General features: G+C 46.3%; 9 protein-coding genes and 1 riboswitch. Of the genes, 2 read left to right on the top strand and 7 right to left on the bottom strand.

Going from position 1 to position 7,894, the window contains the following annotated elements:
- Positions 1 to 1,754, bottom strand: a 1,754-nt coding sequence (locus BM299_RS08500; RefSeq protein WP_131820622.1) for a methyl-accepting chemotaxis protein, incomplete at its 3' end; no start/stop codon positions are given.
- Positions 1,755 to 1,776: 22 nt separating this feature from the next.
- Positions 1,777 to 2,175 carry a chemotaxis protein CheW gene (locus BM299_RS08495; protein WP_342741324.1) on the bottom strand — a complete coding sequence of 133 codons (399 nt, stop codon included), beginning with the start codon at positions 2,173 to 2,175 and terminating at the stop codon, positions 1,777 to 1,779.
- Positions 2,176 to 2,387: 212 nt separating this feature from the next.
- A riboswitch (cyclic di-GMP riboswitch) is annotated at positions 2,388 to 2,473 on the bottom strand.
- Positions 2,474 to 3,023: 550 nt separating this feature from the next.
- On the opposite strand from BM299_RS08495, the gene BM299_RS08490 reads away from it, so the two are divergent.
- Positions 3,024 to 3,731, top strand: a complete 708-nt coding sequence (locus tag BM299_RS08490) for an ABC transporter ATP-binding protein (protein WP_245779700.1) — start codon at positions 3,024 to 3,026, stop codon at positions 3,729 to 3,731.
- Positions 3,732 to 3,759: 28 nt separating this feature from the next.
- Entirely contained in the window at positions 3,760 to 4,569 is an 810-nt protein-coding gene (locus tag BM299_RS08485) for an undecaprenyl-diphosphate phosphatase (RefSeq protein WP_092483040.1), read from the top strand.
- 168 nt (positions 4,570 to 4,737) lie between these two features.
- On the opposite strand, the gene BM299_RS19275 is transcribed toward BM299_RS08485, so the two are convergent.
- The 5 genes from BM299_RS19275 to BM299_RS08470 form a co-directional block, all read right to left on the bottom strand.
- Positions 4,738 to 4,887, bottom strand: coding sequence for a DUF4276 family protein (locus BM299_RS19275; RefSeq protein WP_165608237.1), 150 nt, complete (start codon positions 4,885 to 4,887; stop codon positions 4,738 to 4,740).
- Positions 4,817 to 5,242, bottom strand: a complete 426-nt coding sequence (locus BM299_RS20445) for an IS3 family transposase (protein WP_207545156.1) — start codon at positions 5,240 to 5,242, stop codon at positions 4,817 to 4,819. The genes BM299_RS19275 and BM299_RS20445 overlap by 71 nt, the downstream gene beginning before the upstream one ends.
- A 38-nt stretch (positions 5,243 to 5,280) precedes the next feature.
- Positions 5,281 to 5,550 carry a transposase gene (locus BM299_RS20440; protein WP_207545155.1) on the bottom strand — a complete coding sequence of 90 codons (270 nt, stop codon included), beginning with the start codon at positions 5,548 to 5,550 and terminating at the stop codon, positions 5,281 to 5,283.
- A 194-nt stretch (positions 5,551 to 5,744) separates the two neighbouring features.
- Positions 5,745 to 6,113: a S1 family peptidase gene (locus BM299_RS08475; protein ID WP_092483039.1), complete on the bottom strand. Its 369-nt coding sequence runs from the start codon at positions 6,111 to 6,113 to the stop codon at positions 5,745 to 5,747.
- Between the two features lie 64 nt (positions 6,114 to 6,177).
- A complete protein-coding gene (locus BM299_RS08470; RefSeq protein WP_092483038.1) occupies positions 6,178 to 7,773 on the bottom strand; it encodes a DUF262 domain-containing protein in 1,596 nt (531 codons plus the stop codon).
- Positions 7,774 to 7,894: the final 121 nt, after the last annotated feature.

Below are 7,894 nucleotides of genomic sequence, written 5' to 3'. Positions count from 1 at the left end.
TGTTCGCTGGCAGCGGTAAGCTGCTGTGTACCCTCGTTGGCCTGCTTGACACCGGTCGCGATATCCTGCATCATTGCCGTGTTCTTTTCCACCGCTTTAATGATCTGCTGCAAGGAAGCGCCGGCGTTACCGGCCACCTGCACTCCTTCACTTACTTCCCTGCTGCCATATTCCATTGCATTTATGGCTTCCCCGACGCCATCCTGAATTTCCTTGATCAGACCGGTAATTTCATTGGCCGCGCCGGCTGACTGTTCAGCAAGTTTACGCACTTCCTCCGCCACCACTGCAAACCCCCGGCCGTGTTCCCCGGCCCGGGCGGCCTCGATGGCGGCGTTCAGAGCCAGAAGGTTGGTCTGGTCCGCTATGTTGGTAATGGTGTTTATAATTTCTCCAATTTTGTTGGATTGCTCACCAAGTTCTTGAACGGCCTTGGCAACGTTTTCAGTACTTGAGGCAATAATGTTTATTTTTTCTACCGTTTCCTTTACGGCCCGGTTGCCTTCCTCGGCCACCCGCTGCACCTGTTCAGATTCCAGGGCCGCAGCTTGTGCATTCTCCGCTCCCTGGGCCGAAGTAGCCGCAACTTCATTGGTGGTGCTGGCCACTTCTTCAACCGTAGCGCTTACCTCTTCACTGGAGGATGCCAGCTCCTGCCCGTGCGAGGCCAGCCGGTCGGAACTCTTCTGGATGTCGCCTATCATGGTTTTTAAATTGTCTACCATTTTTTCAAATGCGACTGCCAGAGTACCGATTTCATCCTTCCTCTTACGGCCGACATTTACTTTTTGAGTTAAATCTCCGCTTGCAACAGCTTCAGCAATTTTGCTCAGATGTATTACAGGCTTAGATATAAAATTGGCAATAAGTAAGGCGATGCCCAGCATGATAATCATAGTAATTAAGGTTACCGAAAGGCTGGCAGTGCGGATGGCGCCCAGAGGTGACATAATATCTGCCACGTTGGCGGCTTGGCCCACAGACCAGCCGGTCAATTCCACCGGGGCAAAGGCCAGCATTTTCTCAACGCCTTGATAGATATAGGTTCCATACCCCTTTTCTCCTTTGCTCATGCGCTGGAATAATTTAGTTAATCTTTCGTCTGCAGCATTTACGATCTTTTTATTGCCCAACCATTCCTTATTTGGGTGAGCGATGGTAGTCATGTCCGAACTTTGGATTAGCCCGTACCCGTGGCCGCTTAATTGCATGCCCTTTACGAGTTCTTGCAGGTAATCCAGCGTTACAGTCACACCCACCAAACCGGTTGGTGACGTAGCACCATCTTTATATGTCGGGGCCACTACAGCAATAACTTGATTACCGGTAGCTTTACTTATTATGGGGTCGGAAATAGCAGTTTTACCCTGCATTACTTCTTTGAAGTATTCCCTATCTGCAATATTGAAAGTTGTATCGTTTGTCCCTACCCCGTTACCATTTCTGTCAGCAATATAAAGAAACTCATAGTCGTCGTGCTTTTTCAATACCCGCTTTAAAATCGGCAGGCATCGTTCAGGCTCCGCGCTTTGCACGTCCGCATCTTCAGCCAGAGTATTGATCTCATTGACTATACCTTGCAGCCATTCGTTGACTACCATAGCATTATGCTCTGCACTGTTAGCCGCTGCATTTGACAATTGTTCCGCAAGGATATTTGATGCCTTGTTATAATTTATAAAGGAAACAGCCCCTAGTGCCGCTACCGTAATAATTACAATTATAAGCATTAATTTAAGTCTTAGACTATTCAAAAAGACCCCTCCCCCTAGCAAATTAATCCATTATCTCGTGCAGGTTTAAAAGTAAAATCATATCGTCCTCGTGGTGAACAATCCCCTCAACAAAATGGTTTTCATTACTCACTGATTCCGGTTTTTCCACTTTATCCTCGGAATACCGGGTTACTGAATAAACATTATCTACTATTAAGCCCAGTTTTCGCCCGTCCAACTCTGTAACTATGATGCGGGAATCTTCACCCAACTCACTCTCCTCCAGACCGAGACGCAGATTCAGACTCATAACAGGAACAATTGATCCTCTGAGGTTTATTATTCCCTTATAGTAATATTGTGTGTTTGGGATCTTAGTAATCTCCATCATCCGGATGATTTCTGATACATTATTTATAGGCAGTGCATATCGTTGGTTGCTTATCCCGAAAACAACCAATTGATCGTTTATAACCAAATAATACCTCCCCCCTTAAAATCGCAAGATGCTGTACCGCAACAGGTTTCTCGCTTTACAGTAAATGGTGAAACGGTAAATTACTCACAAATAAGCGGAGTGCATATATCCAAGCTTCTACCTCCCTTCTGTTATGTGAAATACAAAAACGGCCACAATAGCCATGGCCGCTTAAAAATAACTCTATACGTTATTTAAGCAGCCTGGCAGCCATAGCTTAAAAAGCCTTAGGCCCATAGCTTTGCGCCCCGATCTTTCGAACGGTTTGCCCGGTTTTTTGATTAAACAGCACCATCTGAATCCTCCGTTGCGCGCACTTCGCTATCGAACATACCCAGCTCTTTGGCCAGCATCAATGCGTAAACGTCACACGCTGGGAATGTTGGGAAGCGACTTAAAAACGGGCCTCCTGGAGTCTAATCAACGTACCGGCAGCGTGAGTGAACGTTGATTTCATGTTACACCTCGGGAAAAACAAGAAAAGACAGGCCGAAAGGAAAAAAAACAATGGTGGGGAACGAAGAAAAAGAAACAGATGATCGGTCAAAAGAAATCGCAAAATCATATTATAACTATTTTTCAATTTTTAACAAAAATTGAAAAATTACTCTCCCTCTCTCCGAACATATGTTTGATATAGTTCGTTCGTTTCATAATGATCAAACTTTAATCCTGTAGGTGTTAGTAATTTAATTACATGTAATTCTTAAATTTCCTCTAAATCGACTAAATTCTACATTATTTTTATTAATTGCATGAGCTATGCAGTTGCTGTTAATTTATTGACAAAAGAAGCTTTATAAGCGAAGATGCAGTTGAATTTATTTCCAATGCCATATTATAACACACTTGGCTTTGATAGAGAACTCATTGACTATATTGATATTGTGGATGATTCAATTAGGGCCGACCGGGGGATGGTGTTCCAGACCTATACACTGTTTCCCTGGCTAACGGTGCAAAAGAACGTGGAGTTCGGCCTGAAAATCAAGGGCTTGGACCCCGCCAGCCGGCGGGAAACGTCCAGGCACTATATTGAGCTGGTGGGCCTGGCGGGCTTTGAAAACGCCCTGCCCAAGGCGCTTTCCGGGGGGATGAAGCAGCGGGTGGCCATTGCCCGGGCGCTGGCCAACGGGCCTCAGATGCTGTTGATGGACGAACCCTTTGGGGCGCTGGATGCTCAGACCCGGGCGGTAATGCAGGATTTGCTGCTTGCGGTATGGGAAAAGGAACGCACCACCGTGCTGTTCATCACCCACGACATAGACGCGGTGCTGCTGGCGGACAATGTTTACGTGATGTCCCGCCGCCCTGGGCGCATTAGGACCCGGATTGAGGTGGACATCCCTCGTCCGCGGGACCACCGGGTCACGGTGTCCCCGCGCTTTACGGCTATCAAAAAGGAGATTATGGAGATGCTGTTGAAATATTTAGAAAAACAATCCTGTCCCCTTCACGTAGGACCGGTGCCGAACTTAACATCTTGCTTGCTTCAGCAGAACTGTATTATACTTATACTTGACTTGCTAAATAATTAGAAAGCGGAACGAAAGAAAGGATATGCCAATGGAACAATATTTAGTGCCTGTTATTCTTGGTATCGTGGAAGGCCTGACGGAATTTATCCCGGTTTCCTCCACCGGTCACTTGATTCTAAGTGGGGAATTGCTGAATTTTACCGGAGCAAGGGCTGCCACTTTTGAAGTCTTTATCCAACTGGGAGCAATTTTGGCCGTGGTGATGTTGTACCGGGAGAGATTCAGACGCTTTTTCACCTTTGAGAACATCGTGAGCGGCTTTAAAATGAAGCAACATGAACTCAACTGGATGCACATAGCCGTTGCCATCTTGCCGGCAATGATTTTGGGTTACCTGGTTCACGATATCATCAAAAAATATTTGTTCTCCGCGGAAACTGTCCTCATTGGTTTGATTATTGGTGGTATTGTAATGATTGTGGCGGAACGCATGTCCATCCCAACCGTTGCGGCTGACCTGGATAAAATAAACTTCAGGCAGAGTTTGGTTATCGGGTTGGCTCAGTGTCTATCCCTCTGGCCCGGATTTTCCCGTTCCGGTGCTACCATTTCAGGTGGTTTGTTAGCAGGACTGAACCATAAAACAGCGGCTGAATTTTCATTTATCATCGCTGTGCCGGTGATGATTGCTGCCACCGGATATGATTTACTTAAATCGTGGTCCTTGATTACCCCGGATTTTGTCGTAACGTTGCTCATTGGTTTTGTGGTTTCTTTCGTGGTTGCTGTGTTGGCCATCGTGGGATTTTTAAAGTTGCTGCAGCGGGTTAAGCTTACACCTTTTGCAGTCTATCGCTTCATTTTAGCGGTTGGTTATTATCTAATAATCCTACGCTAAGGTTGCCATAATTATATCATCCGTCGTTGTCGGACTTGGTAAGGCCCAAAACGGAAATGACGTTCATGTAAAAAATCATCTTCGTTCGGGACCGTAACCGATATTAATAGTTTTTAACGCTTACGTACTAAAGGTTGGGCTTATTTTAAAGGTGCGAAAGTTGAGTTATTAATTATCTTTTTCCATAACACCGACAACCTTTTTAACATCCTCAATAAATATTAAAAAACTATTAGAACGGTTTAGCTCAATATTTAAGTAACCAGCAATAGTCCGGGCTCCTCCAATTTTTTGATACCCGGGTATAATCTTTTTCATCGTGATCAGGATACCCTGGAGTAATACCCCTTAGAAGGTAGGGGAATACTTGGTGTTCCATCCTCCGCTTGCTCAGGTTGGGCCCGGGGCAGATCCCGGCAATGCCCATCTCGCGCATATGCCGCTGTACCGCTTTCCGGTTAATACAAAAGCCCTCCCGGCGAAGTTGAGCGGTGATCCGGCGTGACCCATAAAAGGGATATTTCGTATAGATTTCATCGATACGGTGTTTGATAGCAATTTCTTCTGGTGAGGGTTCTACCGGTTTGTAGTAAAGGCTGGAACGATTAAGGCTTAGCAGCTCAGCCTGGTTTTTTATCGTTATTTCGGGGTTATCCCAATCGACAAGGACCATGCGCTCATTTCGAGTAAATTTAGAGGTCAGATTTTTTTCTACCAGTTGAGCTGTGTGGTAAGCCGACCAACTTCCGCATAGAGGTCCTGTATTTGTTTTTCATAACCGGTCCTTATGGTATCCAGGCTCTTGCGTTCATCAGTAAAAAGCTGCGGCAGACCTTCAAGAGCTTGCTTTTTCCACCGGTTTAGCTGGGTGGTATGTATCCCATACTCAGAAGAAATCTGTGATAGTGATTTTTCTTCCTTGAGAATTTCCAGTACAATTTTAGTCTTGAAACCCGCAGGATATTTTTTGCGAACAGACATTTGCGTCTTAAGACCCCCTGTTTTTGTATCTAAATATCTTGGGTCCATTATACCTTACCCCGCTGTTCGGTACAGGCCAGCACACGTTCAATATTTACCGTGCCATAGCCAATATACCGCGCCATCACTTCCTTAAAGCACGTAAGTTTTTCGGAGTTTTCAGTGCTCCGGTCAGTGCTTTCTCGGCTTGATCATCATGTTGCGCACCATGTACCAGCAAGGTCTTGGTGAAGATAGCCAATCACAGCCGCGCCGTTTCCGACAGTACAGTTGTTGCTGTTGGTAAAAGCAACGGATGTGCCAACAGCCTGTTGGAATTCGAGGATCGCTATGTCCAGGTTAACATCGGAAAACAAAACTGACTCAGAAATAGCCTGGTTCGGATGCCTTGGATCAACAATAGCCGTCGTAGTGTTGGGTACAATACAGTGGGCGCAGGTAAGCACTTTCAATCCGTCGTCAATCACTGAGCCTGTCCCGAAACTTACTGGGGTTTGTCCGTTCGGGGCGATGACTTGAACAACGGAATCCTTTACTTGGCGATAAAGCTGAGTAAATGGCATAACATCACCTCATTATTGCGGCTAACGAACAGGATAAGGCGCGCTGTTAAGCGTTGCCTACATCTTAGGTGTCCGTACTGCCCATCAGAATCTTTGCTTTGTTAACGAGGATTGCTGCGCGCTCTTGTATAAACCTCTCGTAGTCATCATGAAAGATGTCGGGTGGGCAAAGGGCTTTTGTGAGGATCTCCGCGACTTGGGCGTATGCTGCAGGCATGTCACTACGATACTCACTCGGTCGTTTCCCACTGATCCGGTTATTAGCAGCCCTGGATAGGAAACAGAAATTGACCAGTGTATTCATCCGGTTACGATCCACGCCAATCGATTCGAGAAACGCCTTCGGGTAAATGTGATGAAATTCCTTCTTATTGCAATCTCGCAATACTGGGCCAAGTGCGATTGGGCCACCGCCGGTGAAATCAAGGGGATGTTCTGCGGCAAGCATGAGAATGAAGGTTTTTGCATTAACATTTCGGACGTTGAATACATTACTCGTGAAGAAAGATGCATCGATATCGCAATTGAAGATCCCCAACGAGTGGGCCGCCCCGTTCTTGAGCTTTAAAATTTCGCGTATGTCCTGATTAAGTTGTTCGAGCCTCTTGCTGTAACGCCTTGTGAAGAAAGTGCGCCATATCCAGCGAACAAGTACCTGGTGCTGATTTGCATTTGGGTGTGTGTTCTGGTCGCTTTCCGTGGCGAAGAAAACGGAGAGGGGGATTATGATTGTCATATAGGGTAGTACCTTCGTCGAGTGTACATTGAAGTTGGTGCGAAGGAAGTCGACCGCCCCGCGTATTCCCGTCTTCACCTCCTGAAAACGATCCCTGACGTCAGTTCCTTTGAGATCAATAATAGTATTGGGTGATGCATCATTGGCGATGATTGCCGCACAGCAGCGAAGCATGAGATCACTATCCTCGCCAACATCGTTGAATCCGTAAGGAGAAAGTTCGTCAGCGAGGTCGGAGAATTGTTCTTGCAGATCGAAGTCGTCACTCCAAGACCAAGCTGACAGCAATTGAAGAGTGTCGAGCTCGACGCCAAGGCGGTTAATTCGCTCAAATACGATCGCTACTGCAGCGCGGTCGTCGGTAGTGAATGTTTGCACTGGAATCTTTGCCGTTGTGAAACGTCGGTAAAGTTCGTCTACTTGATCGGCGATCGATTCATCCATTGTTTTGAGAAATCGTCTATACGAGGGGGGGTCGAAGAGAATTTTTAGCGGAAAATGCCGTTCTTGGTCAACTTCGTCATCTGGAACAAAAAGGAACTGTGAATCCTGTGCGGAGCAGTCACCGTAGAGGTCGAAATAAATCTTCGACCAACTATCGTCCTCCCCGGCAGTTGCAGAAAGGGTAGTTTGAAAAACGCCGAAAATAGAAGTGGCCCTCTGTTGCCCGTCTAGGATGTAATCGATTGGGTACTCTGGGTCATTCTCAGGCAATACAAACGGTCCAAGATTTCGTTCGGTTTGCAGGGGAGTACGGGTCCGCCAAAAAAGAAGAGAGCCAAAAGGGTATCCCTTGTAGATGCTGTCCATCAGATGGGCAACGCGATCGGCGTCCCATACGAAGCCGCGCTGAAAGGAGGGAATGCGAATCTGTCCCCCTAATACTTGATTAATTAAATCATTAATGAAAAGCGGATCCGCCATTTTCTTACTCCTTTCTACGCGTAACTGCTGATTATTTGGTACCCGACAAAACAATTTCACATTGCTGGGGATGTGAGAAGACTGAACAAGTGTTTTCACCTTTAAGATACCAATCATACAG

This window comes from Desulfoscipio geothermicus DSM 3669 (assembly GCF_900115975.1).
Classification (GTDB): domain Bacteria; phylum Bacillota; class Desulfotomaculia; order Desulfotomaculales; family Desulfallaceae; genus Desulfoscipio; species Desulfoscipio geothermicus.
This window is presented reverse-complemented; position numbering and strand designations above follow the sequence as displayed.

What these genes read in the sequence shown, in the direction of transcription:
- BM299_RS08490 (WP_245779700.1), top strand. Translation starts at nt 3,024, where the DNA reads ATGCCATATTATAACACACTTGGCTTTGATAGAGAACTCATTGACTAT.
- BM299_RS08485 (WP_092483040.1), top strand. Translation starts at nt 3,760, where the DNA reads ATGGAACAATATTTAGTGCCTGTTATTCTTGGTATCGTGGAAGGCCTG.
- BM299_RS19275 (WP_165608237.1), bottom strand. Translation starts at nt 4,887, where the DNA reads ATGAAAAAGATTATACCCGGGTATCAAAAAATTGGAGGAGCCCGGACT.
- BM299_RS20445 (WP_207545156.1), bottom strand. Translation starts at nt 5,242, where the DNA reads ATGGTCCTTGTCGATTGGGATAACCCCGAAATAACGATAAAAAACCAG.
- BM299_RS20440 (WP_207545155.1), bottom strand. Translation starts at nt 5,550, where the DNA reads ATGTCTGTTCGCAAAAAATATCCTGCGGGTTTCAAGACTAAAATTGTA.
- BM299_RS08475 (WP_092483039.1), bottom strand. Translation starts at nt 6,113, where the DNA reads ATGCCATTTACTCAGCTTTATCGCCAAGTAAAGGATTCCGTTGTTCAA.
- BM299_RS08470 (WP_092483038.1), bottom strand. Translation starts at nt 7,773, where the DNA reads ATGGCGGATCCGCTTTTCATTAATGATTTAATTAATCAAGTATTAGGG.